Source organism: Variovorax durovernensis (genome assembly GCF_977011995.1).
On sequence record NZ_CDRNCW010000002.1, the window covers coordinates 261,311 to 277,422 of the forward strand.

Here is a 16,112-nt window from a genome sequence, read left to right on the forward strand (position 1 = left end):
ATCTAGGCAGTCGCGCGCGCGGGGTAAATGGAGGGTTTCCCGTGCATGTTTTCCTTGGGGCGCGGTGGCACGCCCTCTTGTTCGTTGGGCGAACGGATCTGCGCCTTGTCCACGTGATGCGGGCCGAGTTCGCGCACCTGCGTGGCGCCGAGCAGGGTCATCGTGCGTTCGGTCTCCTGGGCGAGCATCTGCAGCACCGACAGCGCGCCGCGCTCGCCATCGCATGCCAGCCCGTAGACCGGCGCGCGTCCGACCAGCACTCCGCGCGCACCGAGCGCGAGTGCCTTCACGATGTCGCTTCCGCGCCGGATGCCCCCGTCCATGAGCACGGGAACCCGCCCGTTCACCGCATCGACCATCGCGGGCAGGGCGGCGATGCTGGCCGGTGCGGCGTCGAGCTGGCGACCGCCGTGGTTGGAGACCACGATGCCGTCGACGCCGTGGCGCACGGCACGCCGTGCGTCTTCCGCACCCAGCAGGCCCTTGACGAGCAACGGGCCGTCCCAGAGCTTGCGCAGCCAGCCCAGGCTTTCCCAGGTGAGCGAGCGGTCCATGGTGCGCGACAGCAGCGCGGCCTGCGTCTGCGCGGATACGGGTGCGCCGTCTTCATCGGGCATCAGGTTCTCGAAGCGCGGCATGCCGTGGCGCGCGAGCTGCAGCAGCCATGCGGGGTGGCGTGCCATGTCGAACACCGTGCCGGGCGTGAGCCGCATCGGCACGCGGAAGCCGTGGCGCAGGTCGCGCTCGCGCAGGCCGCTCACCGGCACGTCCACCGTGAGCACCAGCGCCTCGAAGCCCGCGGCGCGCGCGCGGCGCACGATGCGTTCGGCAATGGCGCGCTCGCCCATCACGTAGAGCTGCATCCACAGCGTGGCGTCGGGCGCGGCGGTGCGCACGTCCTCGATGCGGGTGTTGGATGCGGTGGAGAGGATGAAGGGCACGCGCGCGGCCTGCGCGGCCCCGGCCAGCAGTGCGTCGGCGCGCGGCCGTACCAGGCCGGCCAGCCCGATGGGCGCGACCGCGAACGGCGCGCGCCAGCGGCGGCCGAAGAGTTCGATGCCGATGTCCACCGTGCTGGTGTCGCGCAGGCATTCCGGAATCAGCGGCAGCGCTTCGATCGCTTCGCGGTTGCGCCGCAGGCAGCGTTCGTCTTCCGCGCCGCCGTCGACATAGTCGAACACCAGGCGCGGCAGCACACGGCGCGCACGGCGCCGGTAGTCGTCCACGTTGAGCAGCAAGGCCATCGGTCGGCGGCCGGCGTCAGTCCGCGACGATCTTGCGTTCGCGAATCACCGCGCCGAAGCGCTGCGAATCGGCCGCCGCGCGCTGCTGGAATGCCGCCGGCGAACCCGGCTGCGCCTCGCCGCCGAGCGACGCGATGCGCTCCTGCACCGCCGGCAGCGCGAGCGTGCGGTTGATCTGCGCATTGAGCTGCGCCACCACCTCCGGCGGCGTGCCCGCCGGGGCGTAGAAGCCGAACACGGTGTCCGCGTCGAAGCCGCGCAAGCCGGCCTCGTCGAGCGTCGGCACGTCGGGGAAGAGCGGCGAGCGCTTCGGACTGCCGACGGCCAGCAGGCGCAGCTTGCCCGCGCGCACCTGCGTGAGCGCGATGCCGGGATCGAAGCTGTAGTCGATCTGGCCGGCCAGCAGGTCCTGCAGCGCGGGAGCGGCACCGCGATACGGCACATGCAGCGCGAAAAGATTGGCCTGGGCCTTGAACATCTCACCCGCCAGGTGCGGCGAGCTGCCGCTGCCCGGCGAGCCATAGGTCAGCTTGCCGGGGTTGGCCTTCAGGTACGAGATGAAATCCCCCACGTTCGCCGGCGGCAGCGAAGGCCGCGTGACCAGGAACACCAGCACGCGCGCGGCGGCCGCCACCGGCACCAGGTCTTTGGTGGGGTCGAAGCTCATGCGCGGGTAAAGGTGCGGATTCACCGACACCATGCCGCCGGAACTCATCAGCAGGGTGTAGCCGTCGGCCGGCGCGCGCGCCACGACTTCGCCGCCCAGGTTGCCGTTGGCACCGGCGCGGTTTTCGATCACCACCGGCTGCTTCAGCGACTCCTGCAGCGGCTGCGAGATGGCCCGCGCGATCTGGTCGGCGGCGCCGCCGGCCGGGAAGTTGACGATCACCTTGATCGGCTTGGCCGGCCAGTTGCTTGCGTTGTTCGCCTGCGCGGGCACGGTCAGGGCGGCGACGGCCAGCACCAGGAGGCAGCGGCGCCAGGGAAGGGTAGGGTGTGTCATGGGTTGTCTCCTGTCTTGTTCTGTCTTGTCGCGTTTCAAACCTTCAGCGGAGGCGGCCGTTTCATCCAGCGGATCGGCTGCGCCTGCACCGGCCGGGGTGCCGCGCCGTGCGCCGCCAGCGCGGCGTCGAGCGCCTTGCCGCCTTCGTCCGCCAGCGCCGCCTCGCGGGCCGCGGCGATCGCGGTGGCCCGCGCCGTTGCCGGCAGGGCCGTGCGGCCGGCCAGCGCGTCGATCACATGCAGCAGGTTGTGCTTGCCACGCTCGTTGGTGCTGCCGTAGCCCTTGATGAGCCGCCCGCACAGCGCCAGTTCGTGGCCCAGCGTCCAGGCCTCGCGCGTGCCGGTTTCCACCGCCGCGAGCCAGCGCTCGATCAGCGCCTGCTCCTCGGCAAAGCGGCTGCCCCGGCGGCGCAGCCAGCGCAGCGACGCCAGCAGCCGCAGCGAGGCCATGCCGAAGACCGAATGGCTGCCCACCTTCAGCGGCAATGCCCAGGGTTCGCGGCCGCGCGCCTGGCGGGCCCGGTCCCAGGCCGTGACACGCCGCGAGAGCGAAGGCGGCAGCAGCGCCGCGAATTCCGCCGCGCCGGGCTTGAAGTGGTCGTAGACCTTCACGATGTCGTCGTCGCCGGCGCGCACCTCCTGCCGCACGCGCTGCGCGCGGCTTGCGCGGCCCTTGAGCGCGGCGACCCGCACGATGTCGTCGAAGGCCATCCACAGCGCGAGCCAGCGCGCCATCTCCCGCGTGATGGCAAAGCCCTGCGCGCCGGCCGGGTCGGCGGCGCGTTCGGCATCGAGCACGCGCCCCAGCCTGTCGGCGTAGAGCGCGGCATACGCCGCGTCCTGGTAGTCGAGCACACGGGCGTGGCCGAGCGTGAGCATGTCGTGCACCGCGGGAGGAAAGCGCCGGGCGAGTTCGGCGGGCAGGACGCTGGCCGGGGGCGGCGCGTCGCTCGTGTCGCTGGCCAGCACGCTGCTCACGAAGGCGGCCTGCGCGCGCGGAGCGTTCACCGCATCGAAGGCGGCGGCAAAGCCGCGCAGGCTGGCGGCAGCCATCTTGTTCAGCTTCTCCGGGGCGCTGGTGTCCCCGCCGCGCACCACATGCTCGTAGGCCTCGCGCGGGAACGGGAACAGCGCGCTGCCCGCGATGGCGCCGAGCATCACCGCGCTGACCACGGTGCCGCTGTCGCGCGCGATGGCGTTCATGTCGAACACATGGTGCTCGCGGCTGAAGGCCTTGACCACGTCGAGCAGCCGCTGCGCATCGGCGCGGCCGTCGCCTGGCTCCATGCGCTCGGCCGTCGTGAAGATGCGCGCCGACGAGCTGATGACCAGCGTGCGCAGCGGCGCGCTCATGCCGTTGCCGATCTGGCGCGCGGTCTCCAGCAGCTCCGACGAAACGATGGCATCGAGCGCGCCCGGCACCGGGCTCAGGCTGAACACGGGGCGCTTGCCGGCGAGCTGGGCAAGCGGCACGGGGAACACTTCGATGTAGTAGGTGGTGGCGCCGGTGCGCTGCGCCACGCCGGGGATCGACGTGCTCTGCGCGGCGTAGCCGGCATGGCGCGCGGTGTCGACCAGCCATTCGGTGAGCACGCCGCCGCCTTCGCCGCCGAGGGCGCAGACGAGCAGGGTGAGGGGGCGGTTCTGTTCCATGTGCTTGTCCCTCACGCCGGTTGCAGTGCGCGCACGACCGCACCGCGCAGGCCGTGCAGCAGTCGTTCATGCCACTTGGGGTTCTGCACCACCTCGGCCCGGTAGAAGCTCGGGCACAGTGTGGCCGCATGCGCGTTGGCGCCGCACAGGCCGCAGCCCACGCAACCGTCGATCACGGTGGCCACCGGGTCCACCTTCAGCGGATCGGGGTTGTCCTTGAGCGTGAGCGTGGGGCAGCCCGACAGGCGGATGCAGGCGTGGTCGCCGTTGCACACGTCCTCGTCGACGCCGTACTTCACCCGCACCACGCGCTCGCCCTTGCGCAGCAGGCCCGCGATCCAGGGCTTGATGCGGCGCTGGCGCTCGAGCTGGCATTCGCCCTCGGCAATCACTACCTTCAGGCCGTTGAAGTCGCTGGTGAGCGCCTCGGTCAGCGTCTTGCGCATGCGCTCCACGTCGTAGGTGGTCACGGTGCGCATCCACTGCACGCCCAGGCCCTTCAGCGTGGCTTCGATGGTCTGGTTCTTGTCGACCAGGCTCTGCTGCTTGTCGACGGCGCGCTCCTTGATCTCGTCGTCGGGCGTGGAAATGATGTCCTGCGTGCCGGTGGCCGAGGTGTAGCCGTTCTTGAAGATCAGCAGCACCGCGTCGTCGCCGTTGAACAGCGCGCTCTGCACACCCGTGAGCAGGCCGTTGTGCCAGAAGCCGCCGTCGCCCATGATCGACAGGGTGCGGCGGTTCATCATCGGTGCCACGCCCGCGCGGCTGGCCAGGCTCATGCCGTAGCCCAGGATCGAATGGCCCATCGAGAACGGCTCGAAGGTGCCGAAGGCGTGGCAGCCGATGTCGGCCGCGATGTGCACCGGCCCGGTTTCCTGCTGCGCGAGCTTGAGGGCGGAGAACACCGGCCGCTCCGGGCAGCCGATGCAGAAGCTCGGCGGCCGGTTGGGCAGCGGCGTGCTCAGGCGGCGCGCCACGGCCTCGCGGCGCTCGCGGTTGCCGGCCAGCCAGGCCTGCGCGGAGGACGAGGCCTCGCTCGTCGCGATGTACTTCGCGGCAAAGGTGCCGATGCCGCCCGACAGCACCTCCACGCCGTACTCGCCGGCCGAAGGCAGCATGTCCTTGCCGTGCAGCGGCGTCTGGATGTCGCGCCGGCGCAGCAGCGTGGCGATGTCCTGCTCGATGTATTCGGGCTGGCCTTCCTCCACCACCAGCACCGCGCGCTTGCCCACGCAGAAGTCGGCCACCTGTTCGGGCACCAGCGGGTAGGTCACGTTGAGCACGAGGATCGGGATGTCGGTCTCGCCGAAGGCATCGGCCAGCCCCTGCTGCTGCAGGCTGCGGATCAGCGCGTTGTACAGGCCGCCCTGCACCACGATGCCGAGGTCGGCATGGCGCTGGCCCGGCATCAGTTCGTTGAGGCCGTGCTCCACGATGTAGCGCCGCGCGGCGGGAATGCGCTCGTCGCCCTTGAGCTTCTCGTGCCGGAAGGTGACGGGCGGGTGCGCGAGCTTCATGTAGTTGAAGCCGGCCGGCTCGGTCATCAGCGCGCGGGTCGAGACGGTGGGCGCCACGTTGTCCTTGCACTCGAAGCTGCCGCGCACATGGCAGGTGCGGATGCGCAACTCCATCAGGCAGGGCATGTTGGAGCTTTCCGACAGGCGAAAGCCTTCTTCCACCATGCGCACCATCACGCCGAGCTCGGGGCGCGGGTCGAGCAGGCACATGCTCGACTTGAGCGCATAGGCGTGCGTGCGCTCCTGGATCACGCTGGCGCCCTCGCCGTAGTCTTCGCCCACCACGATCAGCACGCCGCCCGTCACGCCCGGCGACGACAGGTTCGACAGCGCATCGGCCGCCACGTTGGTGCCGACGATGGATTTCCAGGTGACCGCGCCGCGCAGCGGATAGTGGATGGACGCGCCGAGCATCGCGGCGGCCGAGGCTTCGTTGGAGCAGGCCTCCACGTGCACGCCCAGCTCGTCCATGTAGGTTTTGCCCTGGACCATCACGTCCAGCAGGTGCGACACCGGCGCGCCCTGGTAGCCGCCGACATAGGCCACGCCCGACTGCAGCAGGCCCTTTGTTATCGCGAGGATGCCCTCGCCGTGAAAGGTGTCGCCTGCGCCGAGACGCAGCATCTCGACTTCCTTGCTGAATGAAACTTCCATCGTGTCTCTTTGTTCTGGGGTGTCGCAGTTTGGTCGGGGCGCCGCCATACTTCAATAAAATAAGCCAGCTATCCAATATGAATTCAGTGCATATCGACGCGGTCGACCTCAACCTGCTGCGGCTCTTCGATGCGGTCTATCGGTGCCGCAGCGTGAGCCGCGCGGCCGAGGCCCTGGGCCTGACGCAGCCGGCGGCCAGCCACGGCCTGACCCGGCTGCGGCTGCTGCTGGGCGACGCGCTGTTCACCCGCACCCCCGGCGGCGTGGCGCCCACGCCGCGCGCCGAGCGGCTGGCGGTGTCGGTGCAGTCCGCGCTGGCCACGCTGCAGGAGGCGCTGGCCGAGCCGGAGCGCTTCGACCCGGCGGCTTCGCGCAAGCTGTTTCGCATTCACATGAGCGACATCGGGGAGGGGCGCTTCCTGCCGGCGCTGATGGCGCGGCTGCGCGAGTTGTCGCCGGGCGTGCGGGTCGAGACCATGCCGCTGGCGGCGGGCGAGATCGCCACCGCGCTCGACAGCGGCAAGGTCGACTTCGCCTTCGGCTTCCTGCCCCGCGTGAAGGACACCCAGCGCACCCAGCTGCTGCGCGACCGCTACATCGTGCTGCTGCGACAAGACCATCCGTTCGTGAAGCGCCGGCGCAGCGGGCAGGCGCTGCTCGAGGCCCTGCAGGAGCTCGACTACGTGGCGGTGCGCACGCACGCCGACACCCTGCGCATCCTGCAGCTGCTGAACCTGGAGGACCGCGTGCGCCTGACGACCGAGCACTTCATGGTGCTGCCGGCCATCGTGCGCGCCACCGACCTCGCGGTGGTGATGCCGCGCAACATCGCGCGCGGCTTTGCGGAAGAAGGCGGCTACGCCATCGTCGAGCCTTCGTTTCCGCTGCGCGACTTCACGGTGTCGCTGCACTGGAGCAAGCGCTTCGAGGCCGATCCCGGCAACCGCTGGCTGCGGCAGGTCATCGTCGCGCTGTTCTCCGAGCGGTCATGAGCGGCCTTCGCTTTATTTGCCCCTTGCCGCCCGATATTCATTCAGTGGTCAGGCGCGCCGTGCAACCATGGGCCTGACATGAAGAAACGCATTCCCTCATTCCTGCGCCACGTCGGCCCCGGCGTCGTCACCGGCGCGGCCGACGACGATCCGTCCGGCATCGCGACCTACACCCAGGCCGGGGCGCAGTTCGGCACCGGGCTGCTGTGGACCGTGTTTCTGTCGCTGCCCTTCATGGTGGCGATCCAGCTGGTGTCGGCGCGCATCGGCCGGGTCACCGGCAAGGGCGTGGCGGCCAACTTGCGCGAGCACATGCCGCGCGGCTTCCTGATCGTGCTGGTGTCGCTGCTGGTGGTGGCCAACACCATCAACATCGCGGCCGACATCGCCGCCATGGGCGAGGCGCTGCAGCTGGTGGTGGGCGGCCGCGCGCACTTCCATTCGCTGATCTTCGGCGTGGTGACGGTGCTGCTGCAGGTGTTCGTGCCGTACCACAAGCTGGCCCACATCCTCAAGTGGCTGACGCTCACGCTGTTCGCGTACGTGGCGGCGGTGTTCGTGGTGCAGGTGCATTGGGCGCAGGTGCTGCACGACCTGGTGGTGCCCAGGCTGCAGTGGCGCGGCGACTACTGGATGATGATCGTGGCGCTGCTGGGCACCACCATTTCCCCCTACCTGTTCTTCTGGCAGGCGTCGCAGGAGGTCGAGGAACTGCGGCTCAAGGGCGGCCGCAAGGGCACCGACCAGGAAGTGCGCCGCGACCTGAAGCGTGTGCGCCTGGACACCTGGGTGGGCATGACCTTCTCGAACCTGATCGCCTTCTTCGTGATGGTGGTGGGCGCGGCGGTGCTGTATGCGGCCGGGGTGCACGACGTGACCTCCGCCGCGCAGGCCGCCGAGGCGCTGCGCCCGCTGGCCGGCGATTTCGCCTTCTGGCTGTTCGCCGGCGGCATCATCGCCACCGGGCTGCTGGCCGTTCCCGTGCTGGCTTCTTCGGCCGCCTACGCGGTGGCCGAGGCCTTCGGCTGGGAAGAGGGGCTGGAGCGGCACTGGCGCGAGGCCAAGGAGTTCTACGGGATCATCGCGGTGGCCACGCTGGTCGGCACGGCGCTCGATTTCACGCCCATCGACCCCATGAAGGCGCTCTACTGGAGCGCGGTGATCAACGGCGTGGTCGCGGTGCCGATCATGGCGGCGATGATGATCCTCGTGACGCGCGAGAATGTGATGGGTGTGTTCACCTCCGGGCGCCGCACCCGCTGGCTGGGCTGGGGCGGCACCGCCCTGATGGGATTCGCGGCCTTGATGATGGGTTGGGACCTGGTGCGCTGAGACCGATATCGAGACAGAGTTCGTGCAATTGATTTTTTCCGAGGCCGGCCCCGTGCTGGTCTTCATGGCCTGCGTCGCGCTTGCCACCTACGCTCAGAACCTCACGGGTTTTGCATTCAGCCTGATCCTGCTGGGCCTGGTGTCGGTGTTCCACGTCGCCAGCGTGAGCGACACGGCCAACGCCGCGACGGTGCTGAGCCTCCTCAACGCATGGACCTATTTCCGTGCCCGGCCCGGCGTGGTGCCTTGGCAGCTCATGAAGCCGGCGCTCAACGGCAGCACGGTGGGCGTGATCGTGGGGCTCATGCTGCTGACCTGGCTCAGCGGCGGCGCGGTCAACTGGCTGCGGGGGCTGTTGGGGGTGTCGATCCTGGGCTGCGCCGTGCTGCTGGTGATGCAGGGCAGGCCGCTGCCGGCGGTGTCGGGCCCGCGCAGCTTTGCCGTGATCGGCGGGCTGTCGGGCGTGCTGGGCGGGCTGTTCTCCAGCTCCGGGCCGCCCATCGTGTTCCACATGTACCGCCAGCCGCTGGACCGCGAGCTGGTGCGCCGCGCGCTGCTGCTGATGTTCGGGTTCAACTCGCTCGTGCGGCTGGTGATCGTGGTGCCGACGGGGCATTTTTCTTGGTATTCCGCGCTGCTGGCCGGCTGCGCGATGCCGGTGGTCTACGGCGCGACGCGCCTGCACCATCGCCTGCCCAACAAGCTCAAGCCGCGCACGCTCAAGTGGCTGGTCGGCGGCCTGCTCGCGGCGGCGGGCTCGACCCTGATCGCCACCGCCTGGGCGGCCATTGCGCGGGGCTGAGCGCAACCTGGGCCGTGCATGGCCCGGGAATTGCAGTTCCCGCGCAAGGGTTTCCCCGTACGTGGCATACCGGCCCCCACATACGCGTTATGGGGCTGCCCGTATGCAAGACCCCCGACAAGCCGCTAACGTCCATGACTGACCCATGACGGGTCCCCCACGAGCCCAAAAAGCATGAGCACCGACAGCAGCAAGATTCAACCGATCCGCTTTTTCCATCGCGGAAAGATCGTCGACGTCACAGGCGTCCACCCGACCCGTTCCGTGCTCGACTGGCTGCGCGAGGACGCCCGTTGCACCGGCACCAAGGAGGGCTGCAACGAAGGCGACTGCGGTGCATGCACCGTCGTCATCGGCGAACTGGCCACCGATCCCCAGGCGCCGGGCGCGGTGGACGGCCTGAGCCTGCAGACCGTCAACGCCTGCATCCAGTTCCTGCCCACCCTGCACGGCAAGGCCCTGTTCACGGTCGAGGACCTCAAGGCCCAGTGCCAGGCCGCGCCCCACAAGACCGAGAAGGCCAAGGACGGCAAGCACGCGGTGCACACGCTGCACCCGGTGCAGCAGGCCATGGTCGACTGCCACGGTTCCCAGTGCGGCTTCTGCACGCCCGGCTTCGTGATGTCGCTGTGGGCCACCTACGAACACCACCAGGCCGGGGGCACGCAGCCCACCCGCCAGCAGTTGGCCGACGACCTGTCGGGCAACCTGTGCCGCTGCACCGGCTACCGCCCGATCCTCGACGCCGGCCAGCGCATGTTCGACCTGCCGTCGGTGCGCCTGGACACCAGGCCCGTGGTGGCCGCGCTCACCGCCTTGCGCGACGACGGCTCGGCGCTGAGCTACGCCGCCCCGCTCGGCGCGCGCATGGACCACTTCCATGCCCCCAGGACCCTGGCCCAGCTCGCCGCCCTGCGCGAGCAGAATCCCCGCGCCCAGCTGCTGGCCGGCTCGACCGACGTCGGCCTGTGGGTCAACAAGCAGTTCCGCGACCTCGGCGACATCATCTACGTGGGCGACGTGGCCGAGATGAAGACCATCGAAGACCGCCCGGACAACGGCGGCGAGCTCTACATCGGCGCCGGCGCCTCGCTGGAAGCGGCCTTCGGCGCGCTGGTCGAGCGTGTGCCCAGCCTGGCCGAGGTTTGGCTGCGCTTCGCCTCGCCGCCGATCCGCCATGCCGGCACCATGGGCGGCAACGTGGCCAACGGCTCGCCCATCGGCGATTCGCCGCCGGTGCTGATGTCGCTCGATGCGCAGATCGAGCTGCGCCGCGGCGACGCGGTGCGCCGCATGCCGCTGCCCGACTTCTATCTGGACTACATGAAGAACCAGCTGCAGCCGGGCGAGTTCGTCCAGGGGCTGGCCGTTCCGCACGCTGCCATGAAGCGCCAGGTGCGCGCCTACAAGATCAGCAAGCGCTTCGACTGCGACATCTCCGCCCTGTGCGCGGGCTTCGCCATCGAACTCGAGGCCGGCAGCGACACCGTGAAGGCCGTGCGCCTGGCCTTCGGCGGCATGGCCGCGACCGTCAAGCGCGCCGCGAACGCCGAGGCTGCGCTGCTCGGCAAGCCGTGGACGCAGGCCAGCGTCGCCACCGCCAAGCTCGCGCTCGCGCAGGATTTCAAGCCGCTGTCGGACATGCGCGCCTCGGCCGACTACCGGCTGCAGGTGGCGCAGAACCTGATCCAGCGCCTCTGGCTCGAAACCCGCGCCGAAGACGCCCTGTCGCTGGAAGAAACCAGCGTCTGGAGCGTGATGCCCCACGCGACCCCCGCCACCGCCGCAGGAGTCTGACCATGAACAAACCCATCGACGCCCGCCTGCTGCAACCCGCCGAGGCCTTTGCCGACTACCTGACCAACACCGCCGCGCGCATCGACGTGGGCGCCGAAGCGCTGGCGCATGAGCGCGGCATGCGCGTGGGCATCAGCCGCCCGCACGAGTCGGCCCACCTGCACGTGGCCGGCGAAGCGACCTACATCGACGACATTCCCGAGCTCGCCGGCACGCTGCACTGCGCGCTGGGCCTGTCGCCGGCGGCCAACGGGCGCGTCACGGCGCTGTCGCTGGACGCCATCCGCGCCATGCCGGGCGTGGTCACGGTCATCACGGCCGACGACATTCCGGGCACCAACGACTGCGGCTCGATCATCCATGACGACCCGATCCTTCTGCCGGTGAACGACGGCGGCGAGATCCGCTACCTCGGCCAGCCGGTGTTCGCGGTGATCGCCGAGACCCGCGACGCCGCGCGCCGCGCCGCCGCGAAGGCCAAGGACGCGCTGACCATCGAAGCGCAGCCGCCGGTGCTCACGCCGCAGGCCGCCCACGAGCGCGGCCAGTACGTGGTGCCGCCGATGCACATCGTGCGCAGCGGCGGCGGTGCCAACGAAGGCGACGAGTCCGCCGTGCGCGCCGCCATCGCGAAGGCGCCGCGCCGCCACAAGTCCACGCTCGACGTGGGCGGGCAGGAGCAGTTCTATCTCGAGGGGCAGATCAGCTACGCCATTCCCAAGGAGGGCGGCGCGCTGCACATCCACTGCTCCACGCAGCACCCCAGCGAAATGCAGCACCTGGTGGCGCATGCACTGCACCTGCAGTCGAACGAAGTGCATGTGGAGTGCAGGCGCATGGGCGGCGGCTTCGGCGGCAAGGAATCGCAGTCGGCCCTCTTCGCCTGCGTGGCCGCCATCGCGGCGCGCCAGCTGCAGCGCCCGGTCAAGCTGCGGCTGGACCGCGACGACGACTTCATGGTCACCGGCCGTCGCCACTGCTTCTGGTACGAGTACGAAGTGGGCTACGACGACGAGGGCCGCATCCTCGGCGCCGAGATCACCATGGTCTCGCGCGCCGGCCACTCGGCCGACCTGTCGGGCCCGGTGATGACGCGTGCGCTGTGCCACTTCGACAATGCCTACTGGCTGCCCGACGTGGCCATGCACGGCTTCTCGGGCAAGACCAACACGCAGAGCAACACCGCGTTCCGCGGCTTCGGCGGCCCGCAGGGCGCCATTGCCATCGAGAACATCATGGATTCGGTGGCCCGCGAGCTCAAGCGCGATCCGCTGGACGTGCGGCGCGTCAACTTCTACGGCAAGACGCAGAACAACGTCACGCCGTACCGCCAGACGGTGACCGACAACATCGTCCACGAACTCGTGGCCGAGCTCGAAGCCAGCAGCGACTACCGCGCGCGGCGCGAGGACATCGAGGCCTTCAACAAGAAGAGCGTGGTGCTCAAGCGCGGGCTGGCGCTGGCGCCGCTGAAGTTCGGCATCTCGTTCAACGTGAAGCACTTCAACCAGGCCGGTGCGCTGGTGCACGTGTACACCGACGGCTCGATCCTCGTGAACCACGGCGGAACCGAAATGGGGCAGGGCCTGAACACCAAGGTGGCGCAGGTGGTGGCGCACGAGCTGGGCGTGAGCTTCGAGCGCGTGCGCGTCACCGCGACCGACACCACCAAGGTGGCCAACACCTCGGCCACGGCCGCATCGACCGGTGCCGACCTGAACGGCAAGGCCGCGCAGGACGCGGCGCGCCAGATCCGCGAGCGGCTGGCCGATTGCGCGGCCGAGCGCCACGGAGGCACGGCCGCCGAGGTGCGCTTCGCGAACGACAAGGTCGAGGTCAACGGCAAGACGCTGGCCTTCAGCACCGTGGTGGGCGAGGCCTACCTCGACCGCAAGCAGCTGTGGTCCGACGGCTTCTACGCCACCCCCGGCCTGAGCTGGGACAAGGACAAGATGCAGGGCCGCCCGTTCTACTACTACGCCTACGGCGCGGCGGTGAGCGAGGTGATCGTCGACACGCTCACCGGCGAATGGAAGCTGCTGCGCGCCGACATCCTGCACGACGCGGGCAAGTCGCTGAACCCGGCGGTGGACATCGGCCAGGTCGAGGGCGCATTCATCCAGGGCATGGGCTGGCTCACCACCGAGGAGCTGGTGTGGCATCCGCAAAGCGGCAAGCTCACCACGCACGCGCCCAGCACCTACAAGATCCCGACCGCCAACGACTGCCCGCCCGTGTTCAACGTGCGCCTGTTCGAGGGCCAGAACTTCGAGGACTCGATCCACCGCAGCAAGGCCGTGGGCGAACCGCCGCTGCTGCTGCCGTTCTCGGTGTTCTTCGCGATCCGCGACGCGGTGTCGGCCGCGGGTGACCACAAGGTCGATCCGCCGCTGAAGGCGCCGGCCACGAGCGAGTCGATTCTTCGCGCCGTCACGGCTGTCCAGTCCGCATAGTCACTCGTAGACTTTGGCGCATGTCCAAAGTCCTCCCAATGCCATACGTCCCGATCCCATTCGCGAAGCACCGCGGAACCGGCTTTGCCGGGCCGCAGGTGTGGCCCCCGGCAGGGGGGTGGCGAAGCGGCGCGAAGTGCGCGAAGGCCGGGGGGGCGCCCCATGCGTGACCAGGCGCTTTTCGACAAGATCGATCTTCATCTGATCCGGGTGCTTCACACCGTGCTGACCGACCGCAGCGTCTCGCGCGCCGCCATTCGCCTGGGCATGTATCAGCCGGCCGTCTCGGCCGCGCTCAAGCGCCTGCGCGAGCTGTCGGGCGATCCGCTGCTGGTGCGCTCGGGCTCGGGCATGGTGCCGACCGACGCGGGGCTGCGCATGATCGAGCCCGCGGCCAGCATCCTGCGCGCGGCCGAGATGCTGTTCTCCGACGCGCGGGGGTTCGACCCGCAGTCGGCGGCCACCACCTTCCGCATCGCCGCCAGCGACTACATGGACCCGCTGTTCCTGCCGATGCTGGTGGCGCAGGTCAAGCGCGACGCGCCGCTGTGCCAGATCGAGATCCACGCGCTCACGCCCGACTCGGACTACCACGGCCACCTGGCGCTCGGCCAGGTCGACCTGGTGATCGGCAACTGGCTCAAGCCGCCGGAAGACCTGCACATGGCGCGGCTGTTCGGCGACGAGGTGGTGTCGCTGGTCAACAAGGACCATCCGGCGGTGCGCCGCGGCTGGGACCTGGAGACCTGGCTGGCGGCCGAGCACATCGCGCCCACGCCGATGCATCCCGGCGGGCGCGGCATCATCGACCAGATGCTCGACGAGCTGGGCCGGCAGCGCAACATCACGGCGCGCTGCGCGCACTTCGGGCTCATTCCCGACATGGTGGCCTCCAGCCTGCTGGTGCTGACAACCGGCCGCCAGTACTGCGAGCGTTTCGCGGCGCGGCTGCCGCTGGCGATCCTCGAATGCCCGGTGGCGCTGCCGCGCCTCATGTACTACCAGCTCTGGCACGAACGCACCCATTCGTCGAGTTCGGCGCGCTGGCTGCGCGAATGCATCAAGGACGTGGCGGCGTCGCTGCGGCCCCCGCCCTCCATGCCCGCGCGGCCGCCGGCCGCCCCTGAGACATCCGATCCCTGAGAGATCCCCGTTCGCGCTGGCGTCGTGAGCGGGGCAACGATGAAAACCGCCACTACAACAGCTGGAGACAAGCAAATGAGTTCGTTTGAACAGGCGCCGAAAGGCGCCGAGCCCCGCACGCCGGGGCATGTCGAGTCCGCGCGTCCGCGCGCGGCTGTGGGCAGCGCAAGCGGCTCGGGCCTGCTTGAACGGGTGTTCAAGCTCAGCGCGCACAACACCACCGTGCGCACCGAGGTCATCGCGGGGCTCACCACCTTCCTGACGATGGCCTACATCATCTTCGTGAATCCGTCGATCCTGGGGGACGCGGGCATGCCCAAGGGCGCGGTGTTCGTGGCCACCTGCCTGATCGCGGCGCTGGGCACGCTCATCATGGGCCTGTATGCCAACTACCCGATCGCGATGGCGCCGGGCATGGGCCTGAACGCCTACTTCGCCTACGTGGTGGTGCTGGGCATGGGCTACACGTGGCAGGTCGCGCTGGGCGCGGTGTTCATCTCGGGCTGCCTGTTCCTGATCGTGACGGTCACCGGCTTGCGGGAGCTTTTCATACAGGGCATACCGCAGTCGTTGCGAACGGCGATCACGGTGGGCATCGGCATGTTCCTGGCGCTCATCGCGCTCAAGAGCGCCGGCGTGGTCGCGGCATCGCCGGCCACCTTCGTCACGCTGGGCGACCTGCACTCGGCACCGGTGGTGCTGGCCACGCTGGGCTTCCTGATCATCGTGGCGCTGGACAAGCTCAAGGTGCGCGGCGCCATCCTGATCGGCATCGTCACGGTGACGGTGCTGTCGTTCTTCTTTGGCGGCAACAAGTTCCACGGCGTGTTCGACGCGCCGCCGTCCATCGCGCCCACCTTCATGCAGCTCGACATCATGGGCGCGCTCAAGGGCGGCATCCTGAACGTGGTGCTGGTTTTCTTCCTGGTCGAGATGTTCGACGCCACCGGCACGCTGATGGGCGTGGCCAAGCGCGCCGGCCTGCTGGTGCCGGGCAAGATGGAGCGCATGAACAAGGCGCTCTTGGCCGACAGCGGCGCGATCTTCGCGGGCTCGCTGCTCGGCACCTCGAGCACCACGGCCTACGTGGAAAGCGCTGCGGGCGTGCAGGCGGGCGGGCGCACCGGCCTCACGGCCGTGGTGGTCGCGCTGCTGTTCCTGGCCTGTCTGATGATCTCGCCGCTGGCGGGCTCGGTGCCGGCCTATGCCACGGCACCGGCGCTGCTCTTCGTGGGCTGCCTGATGCTGCGCGACCTGGTCGAGCTCGACTGGGAAGACACCACCGAGGTGATCCCGGCCGCCGTCACCGCGCTGACGATGCCCTTCACCTACTCGATCGCCAACGGTCTGGCCTTCGGCTTCATCACCTATGCCGTGCTGAAGCTGTGCACCGGCCGGGCACGGGAAGTGCATGCGATGGTCTGGGTCATCGCCGCCGTGTTCCTGTTCAAGTTCGCCTATATCGGCGGGCATTGAAATGACGGACTGAGGCAAGCGCCGTCGGGCGCCGATGGTCGCGGGGA

General features: G+C 69.4%; 11 protein-coding genes. 7 read left to right on the top strand and 4 right to left on the bottom strand.

Annotation, left to right across the window (positions count from 1 at the left end; genetic code table 11):
* Positions 1 to 2: 2 nt before the first annotated feature.
* Genes ACWV14_RS33250 through ACWV14_RS33265 form a run of 4 tightly spaced genes read right to left on the bottom strand, consistent with a single transcriptional unit; the run spans position 3 to position 6,070 of the window.
* Positions 3 to 1,244, bottom strand: a complete 1,242-nt coding sequence (locus ACWV14_RS33250; protein ID WP_454908075.1) for an alpha-hydroxy acid oxidase — start codon at positions 1,242 to 1,244, stop codon at positions 3 to 5.
* Between the two features lie 16 nt (positions 1,245 to 1,260).
* Positions 1,261 to 2,247 carry a Bug family tripartite tricarboxylate transporter substrate binding protein gene (locus ACWV14_RS33255; RefSeq protein ID WP_454908076.1) on the bottom strand — a complete coding sequence of 329 codons (987 nt, stop codon included), beginning with the start codon at positions 2,245 to 2,247 and terminating at the stop codon, positions 1,261 to 1,263.
* Between the two features lie 35 nt (positions 2,248 to 2,282).
* A complete protein-coding gene (locus ACWV14_RS33260; RefSeq protein WP_454908077.1) occupies positions 2,283 to 3,899 on the bottom strand; it encodes an indolepyruvate oxidoreductase subunit beta family protein in 1,617 nt (538 codons plus the stop codon).
* A gap of 11 nt (positions 3,900 to 3,910) precedes the next feature.
* A complete protein-coding gene (locus ACWV14_RS33265; RefSeq protein ID WP_454908078.1) occupies positions 3,911 to 6,070 on the bottom strand; it encodes a thiamine pyrophosphate-dependent enzyme in 2,160 nt (719 codons plus the stop codon).
* Between the two features lie 77 nt (positions 6,071 to 6,147).
* On the opposite strand from ACWV14_RS33265, the gene ACWV14_RS33270 reads away from it, so the two are divergent.
* The 7 genes from ACWV14_RS33270 (at position 6,148) to ACWV14_RS33300 (ending at position 16,065) form a co-directional block, all read left to right on the top strand.
* Entirely contained in the window at positions 6,148 to 7,062 is a 915-nt protein-coding gene (locus tag ACWV14_RS33270) for a LysR family transcriptional regulator (protein ID WP_454908079.1), read from the top strand.
* A 78-nt stretch (positions 7,063 to 7,140) separates the two neighbouring features.
* Entirely contained in the window at positions 7,141 to 8,394 is a 1,254-nt protein-coding gene (locus ACWV14_RS33275; protein WP_454908080.1) for an NRAMP family divalent metal transporter, read from the top strand.
* 22 nt (positions 8,395 to 8,416) lie between these two features.
* Entirely contained in the window at positions 8,417 to 9,196 is a 780-nt protein-coding gene (locus ACWV14_RS33280; protein ID WP_454908081.1) for a TSUP family transporter, read from the top strand.
* A 174-nt stretch (positions 9,197 to 9,370) separates the two neighbouring features.
* Positions 9,371 to 10,993, top strand: coding sequence for a xanthine dehydrogenase small subunit (xdhA, locus tag ACWV14_RS33285; protein ID WP_454908082.1), 1,623 nt, complete (start codon positions 9,371 to 9,373; stop codon positions 10,991 to 10,993).
* 2 nt (positions 10,994 to 10,995) lie between these two features.
* A complete protein-coding gene (xdhB, locus tag ACWV14_RS33290; protein ID WP_454908083.1) occupies positions 10,996 to 13,446 on the top strand; it encodes a xanthine dehydrogenase molybdopterin binding subunit in 2,451 nt (816 codons plus the stop codon).
* A gap of 162 nt (positions 13,447 to 13,608) precedes the next feature.
* Positions 13,609 to 14,589: a LysR family transcriptional regulator gene (locus tag ACWV14_RS33295; protein WP_454908084.1), complete on the top strand. Its 981-nt coding sequence runs from the start codon at positions 13,609 to 13,611 to the stop codon at positions 14,587 to 14,589.
* Between the two features lie 75 nt (positions 14,590 to 14,664).
* A complete protein-coding gene (locus ACWV14_RS33300; RefSeq protein WP_454908085.1) occupies positions 14,665 to 16,065 on the top strand; it encodes an NCS2 family permease in 1,401 nt (466 codons plus the stop codon).
* Positions 16,066 to 16,112: the final 47 nt, after the last annotated feature.